General features: G+C 67.8%; 1 protein-coding gene and 1 pseudogene. One reads left to right on the top strand and one right to left on the bottom strand.

Annotation, left to right across the window (positions count from 1 at the left end; translation table 11 throughout):
- A pseudogene (locus WBQ44_RS04310) lies at positions 1-361 on the bottom strand (ROK family transcriptional regulator); the annotation flags it as partial.
- Between the two features lie 133 nt (positions 362-494).
- Between WBQ44_RS04310 and WBQ44_RS04305 the strand changes: the two are divergent.
- Positions 495-1,622 (top strand): ABC transporter substrate-binding protein (locus tag WBQ44_RS04305; protein ID WP_495565501.1); only part of this gene is annotated, 1,128 nt, incomplete at its 3' end.

Below are 1,622 nucleotides of genomic sequence, written 5' to 3'. Positions count from 1 at the left end.
CTTCGTCCGGCGTCACGAGATGGTCGACCTCGATGCGCTCGCGCACCGGGATGCGGAGGTCGAGGCCGACCGCGGCGATCGTGAGGGCATCCACCTCGGGGTTGACGGCGATCGCGACCACGCGCGGATCCACGGCGACGACGGGCGAGGGTCGACCGACGCGGCGCGACGGGTCGGGCGCGTGCTCTTCGACGAGCTCTCGCTCGACCAACTCGGCGACGAGGTCGGCGATCGTCGAGCGATTGAGGCCGGTGGCTTCGGTGAGAGCGGCACGCGACTGGGGGCCGTCGACGTGCACCGTCCGCAGCAGTCGTGCGAGATTGCGCTGGCGGACGCTCTCGGCCGGTGTCTGGTCGTTCACCCGATTCACTGTACGGCCATCAGCGTGATCGAATCGGTATTTGTTGCTCTTGACGCCAAATCGGACGCGTCCTATTGTTGGCGATGTCCACATCACTTTCGACAACAAGGTCGAAACTTTCGGAGGTTCGAAGATGAACACACGCAGCACGATGCGGCTTGCCGCGGGAGTTGCCGCCGCAGGACTTGCGATCGGCGCCGTCGCCGGGTGCGCCGCGGGCGGAGACGACAACGGTGGCGACAGCGCGGATGGCGGCGATGTCACACTGACGTGGTGGCACAATGCCACCTCGGGTCCGCTGCCGGCAGTCTGGGAGGAGGTGGCCGCCGAGTTCGAAGAAGCGAACCCCGGTGTCACCGTCCAACAGACCGGCTACCAGAACGAAGAACTGCAGCGCACCCTGATTCCGAACTCGCTCGCGGCGGGTGACCCGCCGGACCTGTTCCAGGTGTGGCCCGGCGGAGAGCTGCGCGATCAGGTCTCCAACGACTACCTGATGCCGCTCGACGATGTGATCGGCGACACCATCGACGCCGTCGGCGCGACCGTCGGACCGTGGCAGGTCGACGGTGCGACCTACGCGATCCCGTTCACCTTCGGCATCGAGGGCATGTGGTACAACACCGAGATGTTCGAGGAGGCGGGCGTCGAGGTCCCGACGACATTCGACGAACTCGTCGACGTCGTCGGCATGCTGCGCGAGGCCGGATTCACGCCGATCGCGGTGGGCGCCGGCGACGGCTGGCCGGCCGCGCACTGGTGGTACCAGTTCGCCCTCAAGTCATGCTCGCCCGACACGATGGCCACCGCTGAAGCCGAGTACGACTTCAGCGACCAGTGCTTCGTCGAGGCCGGCGAACAGCTCTCGGACTTCATCGGCATCGAGCCGTTCCAGGACGGCTTCCTCGGCACCCCCGCCCAGCAGGGCGCGGGAAGCTCGGCGGGTCTCCTCGCCAACGGCGACGCCGCCATGGAGCTCATGGGCCACTGGAACGCCGGTGTCGTCGGCGGACTGACTCCCGACGAAGAGGTGCCGGAGTTCCTCGGCTGGTTCCCGGTTCCCGGAATCTCGGGTGCCGACGGCGACCCGACCGCGGCGCTTGGCGGCGGTGACGGTTTCGGGTGCTCGTCCGAGGCACCGCCGGAGTGCGCCGACCTGCTGGCGTACATCATGAGCGACAACGTCCAGGCGCGGTTCGCCGCCAGCGGCTCGGGGATCCCGACCGTGGCATCCGCTCAGGCCTCGCTCGAGGACCCGAAT

The sequence above is a fragment of the Rhodococcus sp. (in: high G+C Gram-positive bacteria) genome, from assembly GCF_049591685.1.
GTDB lineage: Bacteria > Actinomycetota > Actinomycetes > Mycobacteriales > Mycobacteriaceae > Rhodococcoides.
The sequence above is the reverse complement of the archived record's forward strand: the minus strand, read 5'-3'. Positions and strand labels throughout refer to the sequence as shown.